This window comes from Streptomyces sp. NPDC017979, assembly GCF_044328175.1.
GTDB lineage: Bacteria > Actinomycetota > Actinomycetes > Streptomycetales > Streptomycetaceae > Streptomyces.
The window spans coordinates 623,722-648,766 of the sequence record NZ_JBIRGU010000002.1 but is presented as its reverse complement, the minus strand read 5'-3'; the positions used below and the strand labels follow the sequence as shown (position 1 = coordinate 648,766).

General features: G+C 73.7%; 22 protein-coding genes. 6 read left to right on the top strand and 16 right to left on the bottom strand.

Annotation, left to right across the window (positions count from 1 at the left end):
• Positions 1–269 precede the first annotated feature (269 nt).
• The 4 genes from ACH4E8_RS08900 to ACH4E8_RS08885 form a co-directional block, all read right to left on the bottom strand.
• Complete coding sequence (locus ACH4E8_RS08900) at positions 270–2,090, bottom strand: ABC-F family ATP-binding cassette domain-containing protein (protein WP_398445779.1); 1,821 nt, start codon at positions 2,088–2,090, stop codon at positions 270–272.
• 74 nt (positions 2,091–2,164) lie between these two features.
• Complete coding sequence (locus ACH4E8_RS08895; RefSeq protein ID WP_398446108.1) at positions 2,165–3,004, bottom strand: glycosyltransferase family 2 protein; 840 nt, start codon at positions 3,002–3,004, stop codon at positions 2,165–2,167.
• A gap of 131 nt (positions 3,005–3,135) precedes the next feature.
• A complete protein-coding gene (locus tag ACH4E8_RS08890; protein WP_398445777.1) occupies positions 3,136–3,402 on the bottom strand; it encodes a hypothetical protein in 267 nt (88 codons plus the stop codon).
• Positions 3,403–3,680: 278 nt separating this feature from the next.
• Positions 3,681–4,505, bottom strand: a complete 825-nt coding sequence (locus ACH4E8_RS08885) for an SDR family NAD(P)-dependent oxidoreductase (RefSeq protein WP_398445775.1) — start codon at positions 4,503–4,505, stop codon at positions 3,681–3,683.
• A 74-nt stretch (positions 4,506–4,579) separates the two neighbouring features.
• Between ACH4E8_RS08885 and ACH4E8_RS08880 the strand changes: the two genes are divergently transcribed.
• Complete coding sequence (locus ACH4E8_RS08880) at positions 4,580–4,999, top strand: winged helix-turn-helix transcriptional regulator (protein ID WP_398445773.1); 420 nt, start codon at positions 4,580–4,582, stop codon at positions 4,997–4,999.
• A 193-nt stretch (positions 5,000–5,192) separates the two neighbouring features.
• Here the strand turns inward: ACH4E8_RS08880 and ACH4E8_RS08875 are convergent, their stop codons facing one another.
• The 6 genes from ACH4E8_RS08875 to rsmI form a co-directional block, all read right to left on the bottom strand.
• Positions 5,193–6,128: a 4-(cytidine 5'-diphospho)-2-C-methyl-D-erythritol kinase gene (locus ACH4E8_RS08875; protein ID WP_398445771.1), complete on the bottom strand. Its 936-nt coding sequence runs from the start codon at positions 6,126–6,128 to the stop codon at positions 5,193–5,195.
• Positions 6,125–7,018: a 16S rRNA (adenine(1518)-N(6)/adenine(1519)-N(6))-dimethyltransferase RsmA gene (gene rsmA, locus ACH4E8_RS08870; RefSeq protein ID WP_398445769.1), complete on the bottom strand. Its 894-nt coding sequence runs from the start codon at positions 7,016–7,018 to the stop codon at positions 6,125–6,127. Before rsmA ends, ACH4E8_RS08875 begins: the two co-directional genes overlap by 4 nt.
• A 19-nt stretch (positions 7,019–7,037) precedes the next feature.
• Positions 7,038–8,423, bottom strand: coding sequence for a ubiquitin-like domain-containing protein (locus ACH4E8_RS08865; protein ID WP_398446106.1), 1,386 nt, complete (start codon positions 8,421–8,423; stop codon positions 7,038–7,040).
• A gap of 168 nt (positions 8,424–8,591) precedes the next feature.
• Positions 8,592–9,464: a TatD family hydrolase gene (locus tag ACH4E8_RS08860; protein WP_398445767.1), complete on the bottom strand. Its 873-nt coding sequence runs from the start codon at positions 9,462–9,464 to the stop codon at positions 8,592–8,594.
• 106 nt (positions 9,465–9,570) lie between these two features.
• Positions 9,571–10,032: a hypothetical protein gene (locus tag ACH4E8_RS08855; protein WP_398445765.1), complete on the bottom strand. Its 462-nt coding sequence runs from the start codon at positions 10,030–10,032 to the stop codon at positions 9,571–9,573.
• Positions 10,033–10,372: 340 nt separating this feature from the next.
• Complete coding sequence (gene rsmI / locus ACH4E8_RS08850; protein WP_398445763.1) at positions 10,373–11,266, bottom strand: 16S rRNA (cytidine(1402)-2'-O)-methyltransferase; 894 nt, start codon at positions 11,264–11,266, stop codon at positions 10,373–10,375.
• Between the two features lie 135 nt (positions 11,267–11,401).
• Between rsmI and ACH4E8_RS08845 the strand changes: the two genes are divergently transcribed.
• The 3 genes from ACH4E8_RS08845 (at position 11,402) to ACH4E8_RS08835 (ending at position 15,475) form a co-directional block, all read left to right on the top strand.
• Positions 11,402–13,126, top strand: coding sequence for a dolichyl-phosphate-mannose--protein mannosyltransferase (locus tag ACH4E8_RS08845; protein WP_398445761.1), 1,725 nt, complete (start codon positions 11,402–11,404; stop codon positions 13,124–13,126).
• 141 nt (positions 13,127–13,267) lie between these two features.
• Positions 13,268–14,908, top strand: coding sequence for a penicillin-binding transpeptidase domain-containing protein (locus ACH4E8_RS08840; protein ID WP_398445759.1), 1,641 nt, complete (start codon positions 13,268–13,270; stop codon positions 14,906–14,908).
• 69 nt (positions 14,909–14,977) lie between these two features.
• Complete coding sequence (locus ACH4E8_RS08835) at positions 14,978–15,475, top strand: YbaK/EbsC family protein (protein ID WP_398445757.1); 498 nt, start codon at positions 14,978–14,980, stop codon at positions 15,473–15,475.
• 301 nt (positions 15,476–15,776) lie between these two features.
• Here the strand turns inward: ACH4E8_RS08835 and ACH4E8_RS08830 are convergent, their stop codons facing one another.
• From ACH4E8_RS08830 to ACH4E8_RS08820, 3 genes are all read right to left on the bottom strand, one after another.
• Positions 15,777–16,232, bottom strand: coding sequence for a GNAT family N-acetyltransferase (locus ACH4E8_RS08830; protein ID WP_398445755.1), 456 nt, complete (start codon positions 16,230–16,232; stop codon positions 15,777–15,779).
• A 181-nt stretch (positions 16,233–16,413) separates the two neighbouring features.
• Entirely contained in the window at positions 16,414–17,433 is a 1,020-nt protein-coding gene (locus ACH4E8_RS08825) for a DUF5954 family protein (protein ID WP_398445753.1), read from the bottom strand.
• 102 nt (positions 17,434–17,535) lie between these two features.
• Positions 17,536–18,543 carry a helix-turn-helix domain-containing protein gene (locus tag ACH4E8_RS08820; RefSeq protein ID WP_398445751.1) on the bottom strand — a complete coding sequence of 336 codons (1,008 nt, stop codon included), beginning with the start codon at positions 18,541–18,543 and terminating at the stop codon, positions 17,536–17,538.
• Positions 18,544–18,763: 220 nt separating this feature from the next.
• On the opposite strand from ACH4E8_RS08820, the gene ACH4E8_RS08815 reads away from it, so the two are divergent.
• Together ACH4E8_RS08815 and ACH4E8_RS08810 are read left to right on the top strand one after the other, a co-directional pair.
• Positions 18,764–19,654 carry an ABC transporter ATP-binding protein gene (locus tag ACH4E8_RS08815; protein WP_398445749.1) on the top strand — a complete coding sequence of 297 codons (891 nt, stop codon included), beginning with the start codon at positions 18,764–18,766 and terminating at the stop codon, positions 19,652–19,654.
• A complete protein-coding gene (locus ACH4E8_RS08810; protein ID WP_398445747.1) occupies positions 19,651–20,511 on the top strand; it encodes an ABC transporter permease in 861 nt (286 codons plus the stop codon). Before ACH4E8_RS08815 ends, ACH4E8_RS08810 begins: the two co-directional genes overlap by 4 nt.
• A gap of 288 nt (positions 20,512–20,799) precedes the next feature.
• Here ACH4E8_RS08810 and ACH4E8_RS08805 read toward each other — a convergent pair whose 3' ends face one another.
• The 3 genes from ACH4E8_RS08805 to ACH4E8_RS08795 form a co-directional block, all read right to left on the bottom strand.
• A complete protein-coding gene (locus ACH4E8_RS08805) occupies positions 20,800–21,618 on the bottom strand; it encodes a MerR family transcriptional regulator (protein ID WP_398445745.1) in 819 nt (272 codons plus the stop codon).
• Positions 21,602–22,132, bottom strand: a complete 531-nt coding sequence (locus ACH4E8_RS08800; RefSeq protein ID WP_398445744.1) for a VOC family protein — start codon at positions 22,130–22,132, stop codon at positions 21,602–21,604. The genes ACH4E8_RS08805 and ACH4E8_RS08800 overlap by 17 nt, the downstream gene beginning before the upstream one ends.
• A 61-nt stretch (positions 22,133–22,193) precedes the next feature.
• Positions 22,194–24,983 carry a BTAD domain-containing putative transcriptional regulator gene (locus ACH4E8_RS08795; RefSeq protein WP_398445742.1) on the bottom strand — a complete coding sequence of 930 codons (2,790 nt, stop codon included), beginning with the start codon at positions 24,981–24,983 and terminating at the stop codon, positions 22,194–22,196.
• Between the last annotated feature and the right edge of the window lie 62 nt (positions 24,984–25,045).

Below are 25,045 nucleotides of genomic sequence, written 5' to 3'. Positions count from 1 at the left end.
GGTCCACTGCCCGACTGCCTCCCCCGCTGTTCCGGTGCGCACTTCGACGCGTGTGCCGTATCCCGGAAAGGAGCGTTTTCGGACATGGAGCCGCGTTCTCACGGCAGTCGAGCGGAGCTTCTTTCTATCACTCGCGCCCCGTCCCGAACGGGCCCGGCCAGGGACCGGGCCACGGGCGGACCGGGTCGTGATGCCGTTGTTACGAGACCTGCACGCGGCTCTCACGCCGGCGTCGGCGCCCGGTCAGCGCCGGACGCCACTGGCCGATATCAGACGTCCTCGGCGAGCTCCAGCCAGCGCATCTCCAGCTCTTCGCGCTGTCCGACCAGCTCCCTCAGCTCGGCGTCGAGCTTGGCGACCTTCTCGAAGTCGGTGGCGTGCTCGGCGATCTGCGCGTGCAGCGCGGACTCCTTGCTGGAGACCTTGTCCAACTGGCGCTCGATGCGCTGGAGCTCCTTCTGCGCCGCCCGCAACTCGCCCGCGGACTTGGTCCGTACGGCGTCGGCGGCGGGGGCCGCGGGCCGGGCCGGCGCGGCAGCCGCGGCCGCCGCCTCCACGGCGGTGCGGCGCCGCTCCAGGTACTCGTCGATGCCGCGCGGCATCATCCGCAGCGTCTGGTCGCCGAGCAGCGCGAGGATGCGGTCCGTGGTGCGCTCGATGAAGAACCGGTCGTGCGAGATCACCACCAGCGAGCCGGGCCAGCCGTCGAGCAGGTCTTCGAGCTGGGTCAGGGTCTCGATGTCGAGGTCGTTGGTGGGCTCGTCGAGGAAGAGGACGTTCGGCTCGTCCATCAGCAGCCGCAGGAGTTGGAGGCGGCGCCGCTCGCCGCCGGAGAGGTCGCCCACCGGCGTCCACTGCTTCTCCTTGCCGAAGCCGAAGCGCTCGCAGAGCTGCCCCGCCGTCATCTCCCGGCCCTTGCCGAGGTCGACCCGGTCCCGGATCTGCTGCACCGCCTCCAGGACGCGGAGCTGCGCGGGGAGTTCGGTCACGTCCTGCGAGAGGTACGCCAGCCGTACGGTCTTGCCGACGACGACCCGGCCGCCCGCGGGCTGCTTCTCGCCGTCGCTCTCCGCGGCCTCCGCGAGCGCCCGCAGCAGGGACGTCTTGCCGGCGCCGTTGACGCCGACGAGGCCGATCCGGTCGCCGGGGCCGAGCTGCCAGGTGAGCTGGCGCAGCAGCAGCTTGGGGCCGGCCTGGACGGTCACGCCCTCCAGGTCGAAGACGGTCTTCCCGAGCCGGGCGCTGGCGAACTTCATCAGCTCGCTGGTGTCGCGCGGCGGCGGCACGTCGGCGATGAGTTCGTTGGCCGCCTCGATGCGGTAGCGCGGCTTGGAGGTGCGGGCCGGGGCGCCGCGGCGCAGCCACGCCAGCTCCTTGCGGACCAGGTTCTGCCGCTTGACCTCCTCGGTGGCGGCGATCCGCTCCCGCTCGGCCCGGGCGAACACGTAGTCGCTGTAGCCGCCCTCGTACTCGTAGACCGTGCCCCGCTGCACGTCCCACATGCGGGTGCAGACCTGGTCCAGGAACCAGCGGTCGTGGGTGACGCAGACCAGTGCGGAGCGGCGCGCCCGCAGGTGGGCGGCGAGCCAGGCGATGCCCTCGACGTCGAGGTGGTTGGTGGGCTCGTCGAGGACGATCAGGTCCGGCTCGGCGATCAGCAGCTTGGCGAGCGCGATCCGGCGGCGCTCGCCGCCGGAGAGCGGGCCGATGACGGTGTCCAGGCCCTGCGGGAAGCCGGGCATGCCCAGCCCGCCGAACAGGCCGGTGAGCACGTCGCGGATCTTGGCGTTGCCCGCCCACTCGTGGTCGGCGAGGTCGCCGATCACCTCGTGGCGGACGGTGGCCGCGGAGTCCAGCGAGTCGTGCTGCGTGAGCACCCCGAGGCGCAGCCCGCCGCTGTGGGTGACCCGGCCCTCGTCCGGCTCCTCCAGCTTCGCCAGCATGCGGATCAGGGTGGTCTTGCCGTCGCCGTTGCGCCCCACGACACCGATGCGGTCGCCGTCGGAGACGCCGAGGGAGACGGTGTCGAGCAGGGCCCGCGTCCCGTACACCTTGCTGACGGCCTCGACATTGACCAGGTTGACGGCCATTACTCTCCTGCGTGGGGCGGGACGGATCGACCTACCAGGGTAGTCGGAGTGCGGTCGGCCCCGCCCCGCACCGGTCAGATGATCGGCGGGCGCCCCAGCCGGGTCATCCGCCACACCGTGCTCCAGCGCATCGGGCGGCGCGGCGGACAGGGCGTGCGCACGCCCTCCACGAAGCCGCCGAACCAGGCGCGCAGCCCGCTGGCGGAGCGGGTGCGGGCGAGCGTGAGCAGCGTCCACACGCCCAGGTAGAGCGGGACGAGGGGGGCCGGCAGATGGCGCTTGGCCAGCCAGACGCGGTTGCGGGCGACCATCCGGTGGAAGACGGCGTGCCGGGTGGGCGAGGTCCAGGGGTGGCGGAGCACCAGCTCGGGCTCGTAGAGGATCTTCCAGCCGTGGTCCAGGGCGCGCCAGGCGAGGTCGGTCTCCTCGTGCGCGTAGAAGAACGCCTCCGGCCAGTCGCCGGTCTGGTCCAGCATCCGCATGGACAGGCCGTGGCCGCCGCCGAGGAAGGTGGTGACGTAGCCGCCGCGCATCGGGTCGCTGGCGCGCAGCCGCGGGACGTGGCGGCGGGCGGTGCGGCCGCGCTCGTCGGCGATCCGGAAGCTGACGACGCCGAGGTGCTCGTCCTGCTCGTACAGCTTCACCAGCCGGCTGAAGACGTCGGTGTCGATCAGCAGGCCGTCGTCGTCGAGGTCGACGACGACGTCCACGTCGCCGAACTCGCGCAGCCGCGCGATGGCGGCGTTGCGGCCCCCGGTGACGCCGAGGTTCTCCGGGAGTTCGACGCCGGTGACGCCGTCGGGCAGCGGGGGCAGGGGCGCGCCGTTGCCGACGACCACGATCCGGGCCGCGGGGGTGTCCTGCCGGGCGACCGATTCGAGCAGTTCCGTCAGCTCGGCCGGGCGGTTGCCCATGGTCAGGATCGCGACGCCGATGCTCGGGTGACGCACCAATGAACTCTCCGCTCCTCAAGGGTGATGCGTGGCGATGCTAACCGTTGGCGGAGTGCGGCAACGGCACGGGGCCGGAAGGGTCGGCAGGTGCGTCAGCGAGTGCCGGCGACGCCCTCGAAGCCACCGCCGGCGGCGGTGTCCGTGGCCCAGCCGAAGCCGCCGCCCTCGGCGAAGGCGTGCGGGGTCTCGGCGAAGCCGATTCCCCAGCCCGCGACGAAGGGGGTCGGGTGCGCGGAGGCGACGTACTCGCCGGCGCCACCGGCGGTCACGCCGTTGTACGCGTGCGCGGGGGCCGCCACGGCGGCAAGGGCCAGCGCGGCACCGGCGGTCACCAGCGCCTTGCCCAGCATGCTCTTCATGGGTTCCTCTCCGAGCGCCCGTCATCCGGACGGGGCTCGGGCTCAATCGATCACGCGCGGTGCGGTGGCGGTGGCACCACACACCGTCCGAGCGGTCTGATCACCCGAAAGATCTCCCACCCCACCGTCGTGTACGCACGCCAGTCCACCCCTCTCGCGCTGGTGCGCGGCTCCTCCGGGAAGCGTCCGGACGGGGCGGCCCGGGGGCGCTGGGGGACCCCCAGCGCCCCCGGGTTGCCTCCCGCCGAGGGCTGTTCCGTGATCCCCGGCGGAGCCGGCTACCGCAGCAAGGTCTCCGTGTACGCGGAGAGCCGCGCCGCCGCCGCGGGGTCCAGCGTCTTCAGGGACGCCGCAACCGGGCGGCCCCGGTCCACCGCGGTGAGGGGGGCCGTCGGGGGGTGGTCGATCCAGTCGACGACCGGGCGGACCGCGTCGGTCACCTCGCGGGCGAAGAACCTCGCGAGCAGTTTGATCGAGCCCCGGACCAGCGGGCTCGGGTGGCCGTCCGCGCCGCTGCGGGTGAAGCCGGGGTGGTAGAGGACGTACCGCGCCTTGCTGACGGCGCCCTCCGCGAACGCGACGCCGAGCAGGTCGTTCGCCCGGGCCGCCTGGAGTTGGGCCCGCACCTGGCCGTAGCCGCGCGTCAGCTGGGGGTCGTCCCAGTGGATGCGGCCCGCGGTGTTCCCGACGCCGGCCACGTTCACGACCACCGGATCGGGCGCGGCGTCGAGCAGCGGGGCCATGCGCTGGCCGAGCAGATGGCGGCTCAGGTAGTACAGGGCGAAGGTGGACTCCAGCCCTTCGGCGGTCTCCACGCGTTCGGGGTGGACCCGGTTGGCGAAGAGCGCCAGCGCGTCGAGGGAGTCGTACCGCTCGACGATCCGGTCGGCCACCCGCTCGGTCTCGGCGATCGAGGAGAGGTCCGCCCGCAGGAAGGTCAGGTTGGGGTGCGCGGCCTGGTCGAACAGGGCGCGGCCTTTGGCCTCGTTGCTGCCGATCACGGTGACGCGGTCGCCCCGCGCGAGCCGCGCCAGCGCCGTCGCGCGGCCCATGCCGTCGGTGCCACCGCTGATCAGCACGGTCTTCGGCGGTTGGTCGGGCACGGCGTCCTCCATAGGCTCGGCGGTGACCGCTCCATCGTGAGACGCCCCGCCCCTGGCCGAAAGAAGGCACTTTCATGTCCGGTACGAACAGCGGTGTTCCTTCGGTGCTCGCGCACGAACTGCCCCACCCGGTGCCCGCCGACGAACTGGCCGCGTGCCCGGTCGGGGAGGTCTTCCGGCGGGTGGGCGACAAGTGGAGCATGCTGCTGGTGATCCTCCTCGGCGCGCGCCCGTACCGGTACAACGAGCTGCACCGCGCCGTGGAGGGCATCAGCCAGCGCATGCTGACCCGTACGCTGCGCGGCCTGGAGGTGGACGGACTGGTGCGGCGGGACGTGCAGCCGACGGTGCCGCCCGGCGTCGAGTACAGCCTGACCCCGCTCGGGCGCACGCTCCTCGAACCGCTGTCGGCGCTGGCCGACTGGGCGGTGCGGCACGAGGCGGAGATCACCGAGGCGAGGTCCCGCCACGGCGACGACGCCCCGGAGGACTAGTGCCGTGACCGGCAATGTTTGCCCGTGAGGAGTGTCGTCCGGTGCGTGCGATCGCAAGGCGGCCGGAAGCTCTGGTAGCGGTGGGGGTACCTCCCGTGCCCGCAGGGCACAGGGGGCCTACCAGGGGTTTCGGCCAACGCGGCGAGGGCGCGTGCCGGACGGGACGACAGGGCAGAGCTTGCCGGTCACGGCACTAGAGAACCGTCGCGCCCGCCGCGGGGGACGTCGCCGTGCGGGCGGTGCGGCAGGTGCCCGAGGCGAGGAGGGCGGACGCCACCTGCGTCGCCGCGTCCGCGTCCTTCGTCAGGAACGCGGTCGTCGGGCCCGAGCCCGACACCAGCGCGCCCAGCGCGCCCGCGGCGAGACCCGCCGCCAGCACCTCCCGCAGGGACGGCCGCAGCGACACCGCCGCCGCCTGGAGGTCGTTGCTGAGGGATGCCGCCAGCGCGACGGGGTCGCCGGCGCGCAGCGCCGCGAGGAGGGGCTCGGACGCCTCGGGGGGCGGTACGGCCACGCCCTCGTTGAGGCGGTCGAACTCGCCGTACACCGCCGGGGTGGACAGCCCGCCGTCGGCGACCGCGAACACCCAGTGGAAGGTGCCGCCGACTTCCAGCGGGGTCAGCCGCTCGCCCCGCCCGGTGCCCAGCGCCGCCCCGCCGACCAGGCTGAACGGCACGTCGGAGCCCAGCTCGGCGCAGATGTCGAGGAGCTCGGCGCGGGAGGAGCGAAGGCCCCACAGCGCGTCGCAGGCGAGCAGCGCGCCGGCGCCGTCGGCGCTGCCGCCGGCCATGCCGCCTGCGACGGGGATGTCCTTGGTGATGTGGATGTGCACGTCGGGCTCGATGCCGTGCCGCTCGGCCAGCAGCAGCGCGGCGCGGGCGGCGAGGTTCGTGCGGTCCAGCGGCACCTGGTCCGCGTCGGGGCCCTCGCAGGTCACCGTGAGCGCCGTCGCGGGCCGCACGGTGACCTCGTCGTACAGCGACACCGCCAGGAAGACGTTCGCCAGGTCGTGGAAGCCGTCGGGCCGGGCGCCGCCGACCGCGAGCTGGATGTTGACCTTTGCGGGTACCCGGACCGTCACCGCCGTGCCGCCGTTCACCGTGCCGCCCTCCGCCGTGCCGCTGCTCACGCCTTCGCCTCCGCGATCCGGGCGAACTCCTCCACCGTCAGGGACTCACCGCGGGCCTGCGGCGAGACGCCCGCCGCGACCAGCGCCTCCTCGGCGCGGGCCGGGGAGCCCGCCCAGCCGGCGAGGGCCGCGCGCAGCGTCTTGCGGCGCTGCGCGAAGGCGGCGTCGACGACGGCGAAGACCTCCGCCTTGGTGGCCGTGGTCTTCGGCGGCTCTCGGCGCACCAGGGAGACCAGGCCGGAGTCCACGTTGGGGGCCGGCCAGAAGACGTTGCGCCCGATCGCGCCGGCGCGCTTGACGTCGGCGTACCAGTTCGCCTTCACGGACGGCACGCCGTACACCTTGTTCCCCGGTCCCGCCGCCAGCCGGTCCGCGACCTCCGCCTGCACCATGACGAGGGTCCGCTCGATGCTGGGGAAGCGGTCGAGCATGTGCAGCAGCACGGGGACGGCGACGTTGTACGGCAGGTTGGCGACGAGCGCGGTGGGCGCGGGCCCGGGCAGCTCGTCGACGAGCATCGCGTCGGAGTGCACGAGCGAGAAGTGCAGCGCCCGCTCCGGCATCCGGGCCACGATCGTGCTGGGCAGCGCCGCGGCGAGCACGTCGTCGATCTCGACCGCGACGACCTGGTCCGCGGCCTCCAGCAGCGCGAGGGTCAGCGAGCCGAGTCCGGGGCCGACCTCCACGACGACGTCGTCCGCGCGGACGTCCGCGGTGCGCACGATGCGGCGGACGGTGTTGGCGTCGATGACGAAGTTCTGGCCGCGCTGCTTGGTGGGGCGCACGCCCAGCGCCGCCGCGAGCTCGCGCACGTCGGCCGGGCTCAGCAGGGCGTCACGGACGTCGGTCGCGGCGGGTTCGGGCGCGCCGGAAGGCTCAGTGGTGCTCACCGATACAGCCTAAGGGTGGTCAGAGGTAGCGGCCGCAGTGCGGCCAGGGGCTGGCGCCGCGTTGGACGTAGAGCTTCTTCGCACGGAAGGTCTGTTCGTGCGCGGGGGCGTCCTGGGGGCGTCCGGTGCCGCCGAGGGAGCGCCAGGTGGGGACGTCGAACTGGTACAGCCCGCCGTACGTTCCCGAGGGGTCCACCGCGTCCGGGCGGCCGCCGGACTCGCAGCGGGCGAGGGCCGCCCAGTCCAGGCCGTCCGCGCCGGCGACGGAGCGCGGGCGGGGGCGGGTGCCGAAGCGGACGTGCTGGGTGACCGGTGCGCGCACCACCTCGTCGGCGAGCTTGCGGGGCGGCTGGGGCACACCGTTGACGCTGCGCAGGGCGTGGGTGACGCGGCGGGCGCCGGGGCGGCCGGGGCGGACGACGACCTCGGTGCCGACGAACGCGGTCGGGTCGGCGGTGCGGACGACGTCGTACGGGACGGGCTCCTCGCGCACCTCGCGGGAGGCGGTGATCCGCAGCACGGTGATCGTCTGTCCGTCGCGCGGGAAGCCGTCGCCCGGTACGGACGTGGTGTCCTGGCCGCTGAGCGCGATGCCCGCCTCGGCGAGTGCCTGGGCGACGGTCGCCGCGTTGGTGCGGACGGTGCGGGCGCGGCCGTCGGCGAGGAAGGTCACGGCGCGTTCGGTGCGCACGTCCAGCACGGTGCCGCGGCGGGAGATCGCGGCGGAGCGGGACGCGGACAGGTGGGCGCCCTCGGCGCGCACGCCGAGTTGGCGCAGCGCGTCCTCGACGGTCTCGGCGGTGGTCCAGACGCGGCGGCGCACCCCGTCGAGGGTGAGGGTCAGCGGTCGGCCGTAGCGGACGACCACGTCGTCCCCGTTGACCAGGTCGGTGCCGGGCGCGGGGGCGACGATGTCGTGGCTGCCGACGTCCAGGCCCTCCTGGTCCAGCAGTTCCCCGACGTCGTCGGCGAAGGTGTGCAGGGTGCGGGGCACGCCGTCGACGGTGAGCCGGATCGACTTGTCGCTGACGAGGAACGCAGAGGTGCCGCCGGCGAGGAAGGCGACGACGAGGGCCTGCGGCAGCAGCTTGCGCAGGGCGGCGTCGGGGCGGCCGGGGCGTCCGGTGCGCGCGGCGGTCCGGCGGCGGCGGTCGGTGCGTGGGGGCGGGGCCGGCGCGGCGGCGGTGACCGGGGCGGCGGTGGCCGAGGTGGCGGCGGTGCTCTGCACCGGGACCGAGAACGTCGGGTCCGGGTCCGTCGCTCCCCGTACCGCCTGTGCCCGGGCGATCTCGGGCAGCCCGCTGGGGACCCGCCGCAGGTCCGGTCGGGGCTCCGCGGGCCCCGTCCCCGAGCCGTCCCGAGGGGGCGCCGCCCTCGTGCCCCAGCCACCGCCCGCAGTGCCCAGATCGCTCACGACGCTCCGTCCGCCCGTGGGGGGCGCTCCCGCGGGGTGCCCCGATGTGATGCGCCGGGACGCTATCCGAGGGCCGTCGCTCGCCAAAGCCAGCCACTCGCCCCGCGCGGCGGACCACCCGGACGGGAGAGCCTCCGAAGGGCTACGAAGCGTTATGCGTCAGTACCCGAAAGCCTCGGCGGTGTTCGCCGCGACCGCCGCGGCCAGCACGTCTTCGTCCAAACCCTTCACCACGGCCATGGCACGCAGCGTGACGGGAATGAGATACGGCGCATTAGGCCGTCCGCGGTACGGCGCCGGCGTGAGAAAGGGCGCATCCGTTTCGACGAGCACGAGTTCGCGCGGCGCGACCGCCAGCGCGTCCCGCAAGGGCTGGGCGTTCTTGAAGGTGACGTTTCCCGCGAAGGACATGTAGTAGCCCGCGTCCGCGCACGTCTTCGCCATTTCCGCATCTCCGGAAAAGCAGTGGAAGACCGTGCGCTCCGGCGCGCCCTCCTCCGCGAGCACCCGCAGCACGTCGGCGTGCGCGTCCCGGTCGTGGATCACCAGCGCCTTGCCGCGGCGCTTGGCGATCTCGATGTGGGCGCGGAAGGAGCGCTCCTGGGCGGCGACGCCCTCCGGTCCGGTGCGGTAGTGGTCGAGCCCGGTCTCGCCGACGGCCAGCACGTGCGGCAGCGCGGCCAGCGCGTCGATCTCCGCCAGCGCCTCGTCCAGTGCGGCGTCGCCGCCCGGCGCGCGCACGCTCTGCCGCGGCCCGCCGTCGCCCGGGTCGCCGTGGACGATCCGGGGGGCCTCGTTCGGGTGCAGCGCCACGGACGCGTGCACCGCGGCGTGCTCGGCGGCGGTGCGGGCCGCCCAGCGGGAGCCCTCGACGTCGCAGCCGACCTGGACGACGGTGGTGACGCCGACCGCCGCCGCCCTGGCGAGGGCCTCGTCGACGGTGCCCCCCTGCATGTCCAGGTGCGTGTGGGAGTCGGCGACGGGGACCCGCAGCGGTTCGGGCAGCGGCGGCGGGGCGGACTTGGCACTCATGGGGCCGATGGTACGAGGGCACGGCCCACGACGATCACGGGTGGTGCGCGCCCCCGGCGGTCACCGGTGAGCACCGGAACCCGCGGCTGCCGGGGGTGGTCGGAGGTCACCGGCGGTGCTGGAAGGGGTGGAGCAGGTCGGAGAGGTGCCAGTGGTGCTTGTGGTGCTGACGCGGTGGCCGGGGCGATTCCGCCGACTCGTCCCCGTCCCCCTCCAAGCTGTACTCCTCCGCGCCCAGGGGCCCGGCGATCGGCACGGGGCGCCGCTCGACCGGCCCGCCGGGCCGGGGCGCGCGCCCTGGGTAGGCGGAGCGGGCCGCGCGGTCCAGCACCGAGGAGACCTGTCCGGCGCGCATGATCCGCACGACGTGTCCGCCGCAGTTCGTGCAGGTGGGACTCGACAGGGGGGACGGCACCCGCTCCCCGTCGGCCCGGTAGACGACGTACTTGCGCCCGACGGCGTCGACGTGGTGCTCGATCTCGTACGCCTGTTCCCAACCGTGTCCACAGCGCATGCAGGCGAAGGCGTACGCCTCGTGGACCCGTGCCGCGCCGGTGATCTCACTCATGCCAGCTCCTCTCCACTGACCCAGTGGACGCCCTTTTCGGCGGGAGCGCATCAGCGCCTGTCGAATAATGGTGCGGGCTTGGGACTTTCCATGCCCTGCGGGGATCGAACCCGGTCAATGCTTTGCATTCAAGGTTAGTCCTTTACCGACTACTTGACCGGTCGGGAACCCGTGCCCCGCAAGGGATCCCGGGCCCCGCACCCGGATTTTGCACACCGCGGCCGTGGAATCCGCGGAAATCGCCGGACGAATACGGATACGGACCCGGGTGCGGACACGGATACGGCTCAAGCGCTCACGCACAGGCGCGATTCGCCCGCGCGAAACCGCGCGAAACCGCTCACGCTCCCGCCTTCTTCGCCGCGACCACCGCGTCGAACACGTCCCGCTTGGGCACCCCGGCCTCCGCCGCCACCGCCGCGATCGCCTCCTTGCGGCGCTCCCCCGCCTCCTCCCGCGCCCGCACCCGCGCGACCAGTTCGCCCGCGTCGACGTCGCCCGGCCCCGGCGCCGGGGCGCCTTCGACGACGACGGTGATCTCGCCGCGCACCTCGCCGTCGGCCGCCCAGGCCGCGAGCTCCCCCAGACCGCCGCGCTTGACCTCCTCGTACGTCTTCGTCAGCTCCCGGCACACCGCGGCGCGCCGCTCCGGCCCGAAGACCTCGGCCATCGCGGCGAGCGCGTCGTCGAGGCGGCGCGGCGACTCGAAGTACACCTGCGTGCGGCGCTCCCGCTCGTTCTCCCGCAGTCGGCTCAGCCGCTCGCCCTGCTTGCGCGGCAGGAACCCCTCGAAGCAGAACCGGTCCACCGGCAGCCCGGAGAGCGCGAGCGCGGTGAGCACGGCGGACGGGCCGGGCACCGCGGTCACCCGGACGTCCTGCGCCACGGCCGCGGCCACCAGGCGGTAGCCCGGGTCGGAGACGGACGGCATGCCGGCGTCGGTGACCAGCAGCACCCGCTCCCCGCGCAACAGCGCCTCCACCAGCTCCGGGGTGCGCCCGGCCTCGTTCCCCTCGAAGTACGACACGACCCGGCCGGCCGGCTGCACGCCCAGCGCCTGGGCGAGCCGGCGCAGCCGCCGGGTGTCCTCGGCGGCGACGACGTCCGCGGCGGCGAGTTCGGTGGCGAGGCGGGGCGGGGCGTCCGCCACGTCGCCGATCGGGGTGCCGGCGAGCACGAGGGTGCCGGCGGTGTGGCCATCGGTGGGGGCTGCCTGCGGCGACGCGTTGTTCACCCCGCCATTGTCCCCGCCGCTCCCCCGCCGCGCGGACCGGCCCGGGACCGTCCGTGCCCCGGCCCGGCCCGTCGCATCGGGGGCAACTGGGCGCGGACGGGGGTGGGCCGTGGACGGGTTCCTTACGATGGCGCGGTGACCAGTACCGCGCCATCGCCCCTCAGCGGCAGGGAAACGGATCCGCAACCGCCCGGCTGGCCCCAGCGCCTGCGGCGGTTCGGGTACGCGCCGAGGCCCGTCATCGGGCTGCGCGAGCGGCTGGTGCCGCCGTACGCGAAGCCGTCCGAGCGGATCTGGTCGGTGTTCGGGCTGCCGCCCGAACGCGTCGAGCCGCTGCTGCGGGCCGCCGCCTGGCTGGGCCCGCTGCTGGTCGCCCTGGTCGCCGGCGCGCTCCGGTTCTGGAACCTGGGCGAGCCGGACGCGGTGATATTCGACGAGACGTACTACGCCAAGGACTCCTGGGCCCTGATCAACCAGGGGTACGAGGGGGCCTGGCCCAAGGACGTCGACAAGGAGATCCTGAAGGACCCGTCGGCCGTCTCGATCCCGACGGACCCCGGGTACGTCGTCCATCCGCCGGTCGGCAAGTGGATCATCGGCATCGGCGAGAAGCTCTTCGGCTTCACGCCCTTCGGCTGGCGCTTCATGGTCGCCCTGCTGGGCACGCTCTCGGTGCTGATGCTCTGCCGCATCGGCCGTCGGCTGTTCCGCTCCACCTTCCTCGGCTGTCTGGCGGGCCTGTTGCTCGCGGTGGACGGCCTGCACTTCGTGATGAGCCGCACCGCACTGCTCGACCTGGTGCTGATGTTCTTCGTCCTCGCCGCGTTCGGCTGTCTGCTGGTCGACCGCGACCGGGCCAGGGCGCGGTTGGCGGCGGCGCTGCCGGTGGACGCGGAGGGGGTGCTGCGGCCGGACGCGCACCTCGCGCAGACGCTGCGGCTCGGTGCCCGGCCGTGGCGGATCGCGGCCGGCGTGATGCTGGGCCTGGCGGCCGGCACCAAGTGGAACGGGCTGTACATGATGGCCGCGTTCGGGCTGCTGACCGTCCTGTGGGACGTGGGCGCCCGGCGCACGGCCGGCGCGGTGCGGCCCTACCGCGCGGTGGCCCGGCGCGACTTGGTGCCGGCGTTCGTCGCGACGGTCCCGGTGGCGTTGGTCACGTACGTGGTGACCTGGTCGGGGTGGATCTTCACCGACAACGGCCACTTCCGGCAGTGGGCGTCCACGGGCCCGGGCCGGGAGACCTCCTGGGGCTTCGTCCCGGACTGGCTGCGCAGCCTGTGGCACTACGAGACGGAGGTCTACGAGTTCCACGTGAACCTCACCTCGGGCCACACGTACCAGTCGAACCCGTGGAGCTGGATCGTGATGGGCCGCCCGGTCTCGTACTACTACGAGGACCCGAAGCCCGGCGTCGGCGGCTGCCCGGCGGACACCCGGGGCAACTGCGCCGCCGAGGTGCTGGCGCTCGGCACCCCGCTGCTGTGGTGGGCGGGCTGCTTTGCGATCCTGTACGTGCTGTGGCGCTGGTTCTTCCGCCGCGACTGGCGCGCGGGCGCGATCGCCTGCGCCATCGCGGCCGGTTGGGTGCCGTGGTTCCTGTACCAGGAGCGCACCATCTTCGTGTTCTACGCGGTGGTGTTCGTGCCGTTCCTGTGCCTCGCGGTGTCGATGATGATCGGTGCGATGCTGGGTCCGCCGGGCACGGACGAACGGCGCAGGGCGGTGGGCGCGATCGGCGCGGGCGTGCTGGTGCTGCTGATCCTGTGGAACTTCATCTACTTCCACCCGCTGTACACGGGCACGCTGATCCCGATGGACGAGTGGCGGGCCCGGATGTGGTTGGACACCTGGGTGTGACGCACGTCCCTTATCACGCGTGCCGAGCGGTCGTACGTAGCGGTCCCGTAACAGTTCCGCCCGTCTGCCACCTGGTAGTCCTAGGGTCTTGAACGCGTTCAAGGAGTCGCAGCAGTTGGTGTTCGGGAGGGACCGCGGATCATGCGCAGTGGAGCGAAGGTAGCCGTCGTCGGCGGAGTGTTCGTGGTGGTGGCCGGGGGCGTCGCGTACGGCGGCTACACCCTCCTCGGCGGGGGCGACGACAACACGCCGGCCAAGAAGACCGGGCCGCCCACGGCCGAGGAGGTCCAGGAGACGACGGAGGACTTCTTCGCCGCCTGGGCGAGCGGGGACGCGGCGAAGGCCGCGCGGCTGACCACCGACGCCGCCGCGGCGGAGCCGCTGCTCGCCGGCTACCGCACCGAGGCCAAGGTCTCGGACGCCAAGTTCACCGCGGGCGAGACGCTGGGTTCGAAGGTGTCGTTCTCGGTGCGGGCGACGGTGACCCACGAGAGCACCAGCAAGCCCTGGTCGTACGCCTCCGAGCTGACCGTGGTGCGCGGGGTGAAGACCGGCAAGGCGCTGGTGGACTGGAAGCCGACGGTGCTCCACCCCAAGCTGACGAAGGGCGCCACCCTCAAGACGGCCCCGGCGTCCGCCCCGCCGATCAAGGCGGTGGACCGCAACGGCAAGGAGCTGTCGAAGGAGGCGTACCCCTCCCTGACGGCGGTCGTCGACGCGCTGCGCAAGAAGTACGGTGCGGCGGCGGGCGGCACGCCCGGCGTGGAGCTGGTGGTCTCCTCCCCGGACGAGAACGTCGCCGACCACACCCTGCTCGCCCTCACCGAGGGCAAGCCGGGCGAGTTGAAGACCACCATCGACGCTGCGGTGCAGGCGGCGGCGGAGAAGGCGGTGCAGGAAGCAGCGGCGCAGGCTGGGAAGGGTGCGGGGCAGGCGTCGGTCGTCGCGGTCAAGCCCAGCACGGGCGAGATCCGCGCCATCGCCAACAGCCCCGCGGGCGGCTACAACACGGCGATGCTGGGGGCGCAGGCCCCCGGCTCCACGATGAAGATCGTGTCGGCGGCGATGATGCTGGAGCACGGCCTGGTCAAGGGCGCGGACACCAAGGTCGAGTGCCCGAAGACGGTGCAGTGGAACGGCCGCACCTTCGAGAACCTGAAGCAGTTCGAACTCGCCGACCCCACCTTCCGGCAGGCGTTCGCCCGGTCCTGCAACACCACCTTCATCAAGGCGATCAAGCCGCTCACCGACAAGGGCGTGGCGGGGACGGCGCTCGGCGAGACGGCGCGCAAGTACTTCGGCATCGGCCTCGACTGGAAGACGGGCGCGTCCAGCTACGACGGGAAGGTCCCGGAGTCCGGCGGCACGGAGACCGCCGCGTCGTACATCGGCCAGGGCAAGATCACGATGAACGCGCTGACGATGGCGTCGATCAGCGCGACCGCGAAGCACGGCACGTTCAAGCAGCCGGTGATCGTGCCGCAGTCCCTGGACGACCGGGAGTTGGCCACCGCCACCCCGCTGCCCACGGCCACCGCGGACACGCTGCGCGCGCTGATGCGGGCGGACGCGACGGGCGGTTCGGGGCAGAAGGCGATGGCTGCGGTGCCGGGCGACAAGGGCTCCAAGACGGGTTCCGCGGAGGTCGGCGGCCAGAGCAAGAGCAACTCGTGGTTCACCGCGTTCGCCGGTGACCTGGCCGCTGCGGCGGCGGTGCAGTCGGGCGGACGCGGCGGGGAGTCGGCGGGTCCGGTGGTGGCGCAGGTCCTGAAGGCCGGCTGAGTCGGTGACGCACGCCCCGCGGGATCACCGGTTCGCCCGGGGCCGCGCGGATCGGTACGGTGCCGGGGCATGAGCACCCAAGACAGCACCCACGGCAGCACCGAAGCCCACCCCCGATTCGCCGCGGCCCTCTTTGAACTGGGCCTGGACGTCCCGGTCCGCCGCTTCCCCGAGGCGACCCGCACCGCCGCGGAGGCGGCGGCCGCCATCGGCTGCGACGTCAGCGAGATCGTCAAGTCGCTGATCTTCACCGCGGACGGCGAGCCGGTCGTGGTCCTCGTGGACGGCGCCTCGCGGGTGGACGTCGAGCGGGTGCGCGAGGAGCTCGGCGCGGCCGCGGTGAAGCGGGCGGACGCGGATCTGGTCCGGGCGACGACCGGTTACGCGATCGGCGGCGTGCCGCCGTTCGGCCACCTGACGCGCACGAGGGTCCTGGCGGACCGCGCGCTGCTGACCCACGACGTGGTGTGGGCGGCGGCGGGCACCCCGCACACGGTGTTCCCGCTCCCCCCGAAGGACCTGATCGCCCACGCGAACGCAACCCTCGTCGACGCCCGCCAGCGGTAGCCCTCCGGGCGGGGGGGGCGGGCTTGGGCGGATCCCCCGGTTTCCCTGCGGGAGCGATGGCCTCTGCGGCTTGACGGTGGGTTGCCCGCGCAGTTCCGCCCCCTACGCCCAGAGGGCGTGGTGGCACCCCCAGCGCCCTGTTTCGCTGTCCCCGTCATTCACCTGCGGGTCAGGTGGAGGAGTTAGGGGCGCGGGGAACTGCGCGAACAACCCACCACCGGCCCGAGGACGAACGAGCAGGGGACGGGAGGTGCGCGCGCAAGGCAGCGCAGGTCCCGTCATGCCCTCGGCGGACATCGCCTCAGGGGCGAGGCCCTTGAGCGATGTAGCGGCGGAAGCCCTTTGCCAGGGGCTTGAAACCGCACGCTTCGTAGAAGGTGTGGACGTACTCGTCGTCCGCCGCCAGCAACTGGACCTTGTAGCACCCGGCCGACTCGCCCAGTCGGACGGCGGACTCCATCAACTGCCGGCCGACACCGCGCCGCTGGAAGGAGCTGGACACCACGACGTTCTCGACGAACAGGATGGCCCGGCCGCCGCGCGTCAGGTTCGGCAGGACGATGCAATCAGCCGTTCCGGCCACGGTGTCGCCGGCATCAGCCACCAGGATCGTCCGTCCCTGCTGCCTTGACATGGCTGCCCAGACGGCAGCGGCGGACGCCCGGGGCAAGGGGGCGTCGTCCGGGTTCAACTCGCGGTAGAGAGCCAGCAACGCCGACAGGTCCGCCTCAACCGCTGCCCGCACAGTGATCCGCATGCGCCGAGCCTAGAATCTCCAGCGCGATTCGGTGGAGCCCCGCACCTGGCGCCCTGACGAGCCGGCGCTGGCCCGGTCAGCCGGGCGGGGCCGCGCCGGGCGCCAGCAAGATGGGGGCGTTGGCTACGGACACGACCGACGAGTCCGCGCGCCGCGCCGGGCGCCGTCCGTCGCGCGCGATTCAGTCGCTGCCGTGGTGGATCGTGCCGTCGTCGTCCATCGTCGGATGGAGCTTCATCGGGCCCCACTGGTCGGTGTCCGACGGGCGCGGGGGCTCCGGGCCGTCGGGGCCGTAGCGGATCGCGCGTTCGATGCGGCAGACGCGGAAGAGAGAGCCGCCGACGCGGGCGTCGTTGGTGCGGCCGGCGGCGCGGAACTCCTTCGCGGCGCGACCGTACGCCTCCCGGTCCTCCTCCTTCAGCCGGTAGATGAGGGGCCAGAACTCGTTGAGCCCGTCGTAGAGGACGCGGCGGGCGTCGTGCGGGGACGGCATCAGCACGCCGCGGGTGGTCCAGGTCCCGTCGTGCCGTTCGACGACGCTGAAGCCGACCGGCAGCAGGGCGACTTCCGGGTACTCCCCCATCGCCCGGGCCGCGTCGCGCAGCATCTCGTCGGAGAAGGCGCCGCCCGCGTAGCAGAAGGTGCGCAGCCCCAGCTTCATCGCGCCCGCCATCAGCCCCTCCTCCCGGTCCGGGTCGATGAGTTGTCCCACGTCGGTCCAGGTGCGGTTGCGCTGGCTCTCCCAGGTGCGGTCGAGGGGCTCCGGGTCCGTGGGGCGGGGCGGCTCCAGTCCCTCGGGGCCGCGGCGGGCGAACTCGTCGGCGCGCACGACCCGGTAGCGGGTGCCCAGCGCCTCCACCTCGTCGACGGGGTCGGTCTCCAGGACGGCGACGGCGTCGAGCAGTCCGCGGCGCTCGCGCGGGTCGTCGGTCTCGTCCTTGGCCCGGAACCACAGATGGGAGTTGAGGCCGTCCCGGGCCTCCTGCGGGGTGCCGCTGATCACCGGCATCAGTAACCGCCACTCGCCGGGGCGCTCCCGCTCTTGGGCGGCGACCCCGAAGACCGGGCCGCGCACGAGGAGGTCGGGATAGCGGTACGACGCCTCGACCGCGTCCGCCTCGGTGACCCAGGCCGCGGGATCGTCCCGCCGCACCAGGTTCTCGTGGAGCTCGTCGATCCGTCGCTTCCAGTCATCAGCCATAAGCACATTGTTGTCCCGGCGCACTGGCGGGGCAGTTGGTGAAGCGTCAAGTGGCCAGAAGACAGTGCCCACTTGGGGGACGCTTCGAACGTGCGGGCACATTCACGGGGTGGTGGAGCGGGCCTGCACGGTCAGGGCGGCGCACTGGGTGGCGCTCAACCGGCTCGCGCGCACGCCGAGCGCGTACGCGTCGGGCGCCACCCGCCGCGGGACGACGGGGTCGGTGAGGTCGGGGTGCCGCTCCGCGTCCGCGAGCGCCCGCAGGACGCGGTCCACGGGCCAGTCGAGGCCGGTGGCCAACTGGGCGACGGTGAGCGGGACGCCGGCGTGCGCCAGGGCCGCGACCACGGTCAGCGCGTTCTCCCCGGCGGCGGTGGCGACGGGGCCGCCCGCCATGTCTTCGCTGAGGCGGGTGAAGAAGAGCGCCATCTGATCGAGCCGGGCCCCGGCCGGCGACGCGGGGTCGAAGAGCTCGGCGCCGCGGCGCGCGGTGTCGGCCCACACCGCGGTCGTGCGGGCGCTGGAGGACCACGCCCCGAACCAGACGTCCTCGGCGATGGCGTACCGCTCGTGCCGGCGCCCCGCCTCGCGCTCGCGCCGCAGCAGGTCGAGTCCGGCGAGGTAGCCGACGGCCTTGGAGACGGAGGCGGGGCTGACGCGCAGCTCGCGGACGAGTTCGGCGGCGGTGAGGCTGCCGGAGTCGGTGGTGAAGAGCGCGGTGAGGACCCGGGCGACCATCCGGGGCAGGCCCGTGCCGACCATCATCTCGGTGAACTGCTCGCGGAAGGCGCGGGCGTCGACGGGGTCCGGGGCGGAGTTCGCGTCCAGCGCGTCGGTTCCAGTGCCGGTGCCGGTTTCGGTGTCGGTGCCGGTTTCGGTGTCGACCGGTGCGTCGGAGGCCGTCGGGCTGCGGCGGCGGGCGCGCCACCCCGTCGCCCGGTGCGCGTACTCGGCGCGGTAGCGGCTCCGGCCGCCGTTGCGCGCCACCTCCCGACTGACGGTCGACGTCGGTCGGTCCAGCCGCCTGGCGATCTCCGCGTAACCGAGCCCTTCGGCCAGCCCGGCAGCGATGGCGCGGCGCTCCTCGTGGCTCAGCCTGCCGCCCGGCATCGCGCTGCCCGCCTCCCTCGTCGTCGTACGCGCCAGTATGCGTTCAGCGGCAGCCCATTGCAACGAACGCAATCGGAGCCCTGGGTGCATTCATCGTCAACGCCATTGCAACAACGGCAGAATTTACGCTCTCTCCTGCGACATCGATCCGTCGATCGCACCTTGACGCACCACCAACGCAACATAGCCTTCGCGAAATCGTGAAGGAAGAGGCAGTGCAATGAGCGATCAGCGAGCGGCCGTCGACGTCGCCGGGCTACGGATGCGCTACGGGACCGACGACGTCCTGCGGGACGTCACCTTCCAGGCCCGCCACGGCGAGGTGCTGGCCCTGCTGGGCCCCAACGGTGCCGGCAAGACCACCACCGTCGAGATCCTGGAGGGCTTCCGGACCCGCTCGGCGGGGCGCGCCGCGGTCCTCGGCGTCGACCCGGCCGACGGCGACGAGGCGTGGCGCGCCCGCGTCGGCGTCGTCCTCCAGTCCTGGCGCGACCACGGGAAGTGGCGCGTCCGGGAACTCCTCGCCCACCTCGGCCGCTACTACGCGCCGTACTCCGACGCCACCCACCCGCGCCCCTGGGACACCGACGAACTGATCGCCGCGGTGGGGCTGACGGAGCAGGCCCACCACAAGCTGCGGACGCTCTCCGGCGGGCAGCGGCGCCGGCTGGACGTCGCGATCGGCATCGTGGGGCGGCCCGAGGTGCTCTTCCTCGACGAACCCACCGCGGGCTTCGACCCCGAGGCCCGGGCCGACTTCCACGACCTGGTCAAACGGCTCGCCGCGGACCAGCGGACCACGGTCCTGCTCACCACCCACGACCTCCACGAGGCGGACAAGCTCGCCGACCGCATCCTCGTCCTCACCGGCGGACGGATCGTCGCCGACGGCACCTCCGCCGAACTCGCCCGCCGCGCCACCGTCCGCGACGAGGTGCGCTGGACGCACGGCGGACGGCGCTTCGCCTCCGCGCCCGCGGACTCCACGGCCTTCGTCCGCGAACTCTTCGGGCGCCTCGGTGACCAGGTCGGCGAACTGGAGGTCCACCGGGCCTCCCTGGAGGACACCTACCTCGCGCTGGTGCGCGAGGGCGAGGAGGCCGTCCGATGACGACGCCCGTGCACACCGCGCTGCCCGCCCTCCGGACCGGCTGCCGCCGCGGGCTCGTCGAACTGCGGCAGTCCTTGACCAACGGCGCCGACCTGACGTCGCACTTCCTGTGGCCGGTGCTGATGCTGGTGGTCCTGTACTTCCTACGGGACCGGGAGTACGACTCCTCCGGCCACCTCCTCGGCACGCTCGCGCTCCCCGGCATCCTCGGGATGAACGTCGCCATGGGGATGGTGAGCATGAGCCAGATCCTCACCGCGGACCGCGAGGACGGCACCCTGCTACGGGCCCGGGCCACGCCGCACGGAGTGCGCGGCTACCTCGTCGGCAAGGTCGTCAGCGTCGGCGGCGGGCTGCTGGCGGACCTCGCGATCCTGCTCGTCCCCGGGCTGCTCCTGATCGACGGCCTCTCGGTCGGCGGCGTACGGGAATGGCTCACGCTGGCGTGGGTGCTCGTCCTCGGCATGCTGGCGACGCTGCCGATCGGGGCGGTGCTGGGAGCGGTGCTCACCTCGACGCGCGCGCAGGGCCTGATCCAGCTCCCCGTGCTCGCGATGATCGGGATCTCCGGGATCTTCTACCCCGTCACGGCGCTGCCGGAGTGGGTCCAGTGGCTGGCCCAACTCACCCCCGTCTACTGGCTGGGCCTCGGCATGCGATCGGCGCTGCTGCCAGACGCGGCGGTGGGGTTGGAGCTGGGGGAGTCCTGGCGCGCACTTGAGTCGGCGGGGGTCTTGGGGGTGTGGGCGGTGGTGGGCCTGACGGTGGCCCCGCGGGTCCTTAGGCGGATGGCGCGGGGCGAGTCGGGCTCGTCGCTCTCCGCCCGCCGCGCCCGCGCCCTCTCCCGCCCGACCTAGCCGTACGCCCCGAGCACCCGCGCCCCCGGACGCCCCGGACGTCCCCGCCGCCGTTTCCCTGCGGGTGCGTTGCCCACTGCGGCCCGGTGGTGGGTTGCTCGCGCAGTTCCCCGCGCCCCTAACCCCCTGTTCGTCCGCAGACCGCGGTGGGCTGTTCGCGCAGGGCGTGGGCTTTTGGGGGCGCGGGGAACTGCGCGAGCAACCCACCACCGGGCCGCAGCGGGCAATGCGCCCGCAGGGAAACGGCGGCACAAGGCGTCCTCCCGCGCCGCACGCACGGGAGGGGGCTCATTCCCACGTCGCCGTCGCGGGGTCGATGCCGTGCGCGCGGGCGCTCTCGTCGACGGCGCGGCGGAACCACGCGGCGAAGCCGGGGCGGATGCCGTCGTAGTGCGCCGCGTACGCCGGGTCCGCCTCGTACATCCGGGCCAGGCAGACCTGCATCCGCCTGCTGAGCGGGAAGTACGCGGCGAAGACCTCGCGGTGCCGCTCCACCAGCCGGTTCGCCTCCGGGCCGCCGGGCTCGACGCCCGCGTCCATCGCGTCCGCGAGCGCCAGGTCGAGCGCGGAGACGGCCGCCGCGACGGCCTGCCACTCCTCCGGGCTGCGGGCCGCCGAGCGTTCGGCGTACTGCTGCCACTGCGGGGTGTCCCCGTAGCGCCGCCGGGCCTGCGCCGGCCAGTCCGGGTTCCACCCGGAGCCGAAGATCGCGGCCTGCTGCTCGACGGTGAGGAGCAGGCCGCGTTCGTGGGCGTCGATCATCCGGTCCAGCCCGGCGCCGAGTCGGTGGAGTCGTTCGATCCGTTCGGTGACCTGGGCGCGCTGCGCGCGCAGCGCCCCGGGCACGTCCGCGGTCGAGCCGTCCAGGACGGCCCGGATCTTGTCCAGGCCGAGGCCGACCTCCCGGTAGACCACGATCCGGTGGAGGCGTTCCAGATCACCGGCCGTGTAGAGCCGGTAGCCGGCGGGCGTGCGCAGCGACGGCCGCGCGAGGCCGATCTCGTCCCAGTGGTGCAGCGCGCGGACCGTCACGCCCACCCACGTCGAGACCTGCCCCACGGTCAGGCCGTCGAGGTCGATGTCGAGGTCATCAGGCATGGACCTCATTGTCGCCGCCGACGCCGGGCGGAGTGATCCCCATGGCCGCGAGGTTGCGCGCCTCCTCGCTGTCCGGGTCGAACGGCTTCGCCGCGGTGAGGACGACCCGTACGTTCTCCGGGGTGATCACGGCCACGTCGCGGGTGGTCCACGGGGTGTCCACCGGACCGTCGACCGAGGTCGGACGCAGCGCGCGGCACGCATCGGCGAGGGCGTCGAGCTGGTTGAGCACGCAGGCGAAGCTGACGCTCATCGCCGGCGTCTGCTCCGCGGGGCTCCCCGAAACGAGCAGTACGTCCTGGAACGCCCAGCGACGCAGGTGCACCAACTCTCCCGGGATGCTGAAGAGTTCGAAGAACCCGAGGCCGCGGGTCCAGAAGTCCACCGACGCCGCCAGGTCGCCGGTGGGGATGGTCAAGAAGGCGGGCATTCCGTAGATGCCGCGGAACGGCTCCGGCGGCACGGCGTCCGGGCCGGGCGGGGGGACGGGGCTGAACTCGAACGCGTCGTAGTGGTTGCTCATGCCGCTCACCCTCCGGCCTCACGCTACGTGAGGGTCAAGCCGGTTCCGGGCGGGCGGCCCGTCAGCCGCGCGAGCCGTCCCGGAGGGCCGCGCCCAACTTCCGCACCCCCTCGGGCGTCGTCAGCGAGGTCCCCGTCGCGTCGACCTCCCGCAGCACGTGGCTGACGCCCGTGCGGTCCTGCCGGTCCGGCCCCAGCGCGGTGTGCAGCCGCGCGGTGTAGCGCACCACGGACGCCGGGCTGTCGGGGTCCGCCGGGTCCCCCGCGTACCGCTGCGCCCAGCGCATCGCCTCCTCCGCCTCCGCCGGCCGGCCCCGGCCCCACAGCACGAGCGCCAGCAGCGTCCCCGAGACGTGCCGCCGCTGGGCGCAGTCCAGTTCCTCCGCGCAGTCGAGCGCGGCCCGCAACTCCGCCTCCGCGTCGGCGTACCGCTGGGTGACGAAGGCGAGCCACCCCCGGATGTGCAGCGCCTTCGCCCGGTACAGCAGGTCGCCGGAGCCGGCCGCGCGCTCCGCCGCGACCCCGGCGATCCGGCCCAGCTCCTGGTAGTGCGCCTGCCCTTCGAAGATGCCGCAGACCGCGGTGATCGCGAGCAGGTCGACGGTCCCGCGCAGCGACCGCGGCCCCGAGCGCAGCAGTTGGTCCGCGGTGCCGGCGAGGAGCGCGCGTTCGGCCCGGAACCACGCCCTGACCTCGTCTATGCCGGCGAAGGGCATGCCTTCGTGCCCGACCGGCTCGATCCACACCGCGGGCGGCGGCGGGTCCACCGCGGCCCGCGCCGCCCGCACGACGCTCGCGCACAGCAGGTCCAGGACGCGGTGGAGCGCGGCGCCGCGCTCGTCGTCGCCGTCGGTGCGTTCGGCGAGCCGGCGCGCGTACAGCCGCAGCAGGTCGTGGAAGCGGTAGCGCTCGGGGCCGTACGGCTCCAGCACGCCGGCGTCGACGAGGGTTTCGGCGAGCCGCTCCGCGGTGCGCTCGTCCTGTCCGAGGAGCGCGGCGGCGACGGGCAGCGGCAGGCTCGGGGCGTCCAGCAGCGACAGCAGCCTGAAGGCGCGGGCGGGTTCGGGGGCGAGGTTGCGGTAGCCGAGGTGGAAGGCGGTCTCGACGGCCAGGTCCCCGACGTGCAGCTCGTCGAGGAGGGCGCGTTGGTCGCGGAGCCTGGCGTCGAGGGCGGCGAGGCCGTGGCCGGGGCGGGCGGCGAGCCGGGAGCCGACGATCCGCACGGCGAGCGGCAGCCGGCCGCACGCGGCGACCAGCGAACGGGCGGCGGCCGGCTCCGCGGCCACCCGCTCCGGCCCGGCGATCGCCGCGAGCAGCGTCAACGCCTCGTCCTCCGGTTGGACATCGATGTCAAGGCGGTGCGCGCCGGGGACGGCCAGCGAGCGGGAGCGGGTGGTGATCAGCACGGCGCAGCCGGAGGTGCCGGGCAGCAGGGGCCTGATCTGTTCGGCGTCGTACGCGTTGTCCAGGACGAGCAGCATCCGGCGGCCGGCGAGGGCGGTGCGGAAGTACGCGGCGCGCTGTTCGGGGTCGAGCGGGATGCGGTCGGGCGGGGCGCCGAGGGCGGTGAGGAAGCCGAGGAGCACGGCGGAGGGGTCGGCGGGGGTGCTGCCGGCGCCCAGGTCGACGTGGAAGCGGCCGTCGGGGAACTCGGCGGCCAGCGCGTGCGCGACGTGCACGGCGACGGTGGTCTTCCCGACGCCGGCCGTGCCGGTGACGGTGACCACGGTCACGGCCCGTCCGTCGCTGCCGTGGGCGGCCCGGGCGAGGAGGGTGCGCAGCTCGTCGACGAGGGCGGCGCGACCGGTGAAGTCGGCGGTGTCGGCGGGGAGTTGCTGGGGCGGAGTCGTTCCGGGTGTTGCGGTTGTTGCAGTCGTTCCCGTGATTGCGGGAGTTGCGGTTGTTCCGGTTGCACCCTGGGGTGGTGCCGGTGTTTGCGGGACGGCGGGTTCGGGGCGGGTCACGGGGACCGGTGGAGCGGCGGGTACGCCTGAGGTCCAGGTGGCGAGTTCCGGGTCGGCGGTCAGGATGCGCCGGTGCAGGAGGGCGAGTTGGCGCCCGGGTTCGATGCCGAGTTCCGCGCGGAAGAGCCGTCGGGCGCGGCCGTACGCCTCCAGGGCTTCGGCCCGGCGGCCGGCGCGGTGCAGGGCGAGCAGCAGCAGTTCGTACGGCCGCTCCCGGAAGGGCTCTTCGGCGACGAGCGCGCTGAGGGCGGGGACGGCGTCCGCGTGCCGGCCGAGGTCGAGCGCGCACCCGTGGAGGGCTTCCCGGGCGCTGCGGCGGACCTCCGCTAGCCGGGCTCGCTGGCGTTCCGCGTACGGTCCGGGGACGCCGGCGAGCGGGACGCCCTGCCAGCGCTCCAGGGCACGGGCGAGCCGGTCGTGGACGGTGCGCGCGTCGCCGGAGCGGTCGGCGGTCTCGCGCTCGAAGAGCAGCGCGTCGACGAGGTGGCCGGTCAGCGGTAGCGCGTACCCACCGGGCACGGACACCACGGACCGCCCGCGATCACAGGCTTTACGGTCACGGTCACGGTCGGAGGCGGGGCCGCGGTCGGGGCCGGAGTCGGTGCCGGGGCCCGTCGGCGCTTCGGGGGCGAGGGCGGTGCGGAGGTTGGAGACGTACGTGCGGACCGCGCCGTACGCGCAGCGCGGGGTCGCCTCGCCCCAGACGCCGTCCACGATCTCCTCCGTGGTGACCGGCCGCCCCTCGCGCAGCAACAGCGCGACGAGGACGGCGCGCTGCTGCGGCGAGCCGAGCGGGCGCGGCCGTCCGTCGGCGGTGCGGGCGGTGACCGGTCCCAGCAGTTGGAAGGCGAGGGCGTGCGGCCGTGCCGCGTCGTGCGGTGTGTTCAAGGTGTGCTCGCCCCGTCGTCCCCCGGTCGGTGCGGCCCCGGACGGTCGGTGCCGGGGCCGGA

Excerpts from the sequence above, each read along its gene's own strand:
- ACH4E8_RS08810 (WP_398445747.1), top strand. The coding sequence starts at position 19,651 with ATGACGACGCCCGTGCACACCGCGCTGCCCGCCCTCCGGACCGGCTGC.
- ACH4E8_RS08880 (WP_398445773.1), top strand. The coding sequence starts at position 4,580 with ATGTCCGGTACGAACAGCGGTGTTCCTTCGGTGCTCGCGCACGAACTG.
- ACH4E8_RS08800 (WP_398445744.1), bottom strand. The coding sequence starts at position 22,132 with ATGAGCAACCACTACGACGCGTTCGAGTTCAGCCCCGTCCCCCCGCCC.
- ACH4E8_RS08840 (WP_398445759.1), top strand. The coding sequence starts at position 13,268 with ATGCGCAGTGGAGCGAAGGTAGCCGTCGTCGGCGGAGTGTTCGTGGTG.
- ACH4E8_RS08820 (WP_398445751.1), bottom strand. The coding sequence starts at position 18,543 with ATGCCGGGCGGCAGGCTGAGCCACGAGGAGCGCCGCGCCATCGCTGCC.
- ACH4E8_RS08855 (WP_398445765.1), bottom strand. The coding sequence starts at position 10,032 with ATGAGTGAGATCACCGGCGCGGCACGGGTCCACGAGGCGTACGCCTTC.
- ACH4E8_RS08860 (WP_398445767.1), bottom strand. The coding sequence starts at position 9,464 with ATGAGTGCCAAGTCCGCCCCGCCGCCGCTGCCCGAACCGCTGCGGGTC.
- ACH4E8_RS08830 (WP_398445755.1), bottom strand. The coding sequence starts at position 16,232 with ATGCGGATCACTGTGCGGGCAGCGGTTGAGGCGGACCTGTCGGCGTTG.
- ACH4E8_RS08895 (WP_398446108.1), bottom strand. The coding sequence starts at position 3,004 with ATGGGCAACCGCCCGGCCGAGCTGACGGAACTGCTCGAATCGGTCGCC.
- ACH4E8_RS08805 (WP_398445745.1), bottom strand. The coding sequence starts at position 21,618 with ATGAGGTCCATGCCTGATGACCTCGACATCGACCTCGACGGCCTGACC.
- ACH4E8_RS08890 (WP_398445777.1), bottom strand. The coding sequence starts at position 3,402 with ATGAAGAGCATGCTGGGCAAGGCGCTGGTGACCGCCGGTGCCGCGCTG.
- ACH4E8_RS08825 (WP_398445753.1), bottom strand. The coding sequence starts at position 17,433 with ATGGCTGATGACTGGAAGCGACGGATCGACGAGCTCCACGAGAACCTG.
- ACH4E8_RS08835 (WP_398445757.1), top strand. The coding sequence starts at position 14,978 with ATGAGCACCCAAGACAGCACCCACGGCAGCACCGAAGCCCACCCCCGA.
- ACH4E8_RS08815 (WP_398445749.1), top strand. The coding sequence starts at position 18,764 with ATGAGCGATCAGCGAGCGGCCGTCGACGTCGCCGGGCTACGGATGCGC.
- ACH4E8_RS08900 (WP_398445779.1), bottom strand. The coding sequence starts at position 2,090 with ATGGCCGTCAACCTGGTCAATGTCGAGGCCGTCAGCAAGGTGTACGGG.